Genomic DNA, 268 nt, shown 5'->3' on the forward strand with positions numbered 1-268 from the left:
ATATCTTTCAGCTTTCGTGCCATTAAATTTGAATCTTGCAGCTTACCAAACCTTATTGCAATATCGACGCCCTCTTCCACGACCGCAATATGGTTGTCTGACAGGCGAAGATCGACTTTTACTTCGGGATGCTGCTTTTGGTAGCTTAGCAGCGGTTCTATCAACTCTTTGCTGCCAAAGCCTGTGGATGCTGTTAACCGGATAGTCCCTGAAAGTTCTTTTTGACGGTCTTGTACCAGGTCTTCGAGCTCATCAAACTGCTCTAGTA

1 protein-coding gene is annotated in these 268 nt (G+C 45.1%); it reads right to left on the minus strand.

Going from position 1 to position 268, the window contains the following annotated elements:
• Positions 1-268, minus strand: a 268-nt coding sequence (locus tag AB4180_RS22775; RefSeq protein ID WP_372082015.1) for a LysR substrate-binding domain-containing protein, incomplete at both ends; no start/stop codon positions are given.

Source organism: Vibrio sp. 10N.286.49.C3, from assembly GCF_041469545.1.
In the GTDB taxonomy this organism is placed as follows: Bacteria; Pseudomonadota; Gammaproteobacteria; order Enterobacterales; family Vibrionaceae; genus Vibrio; species Vibrio tasmaniensis_A.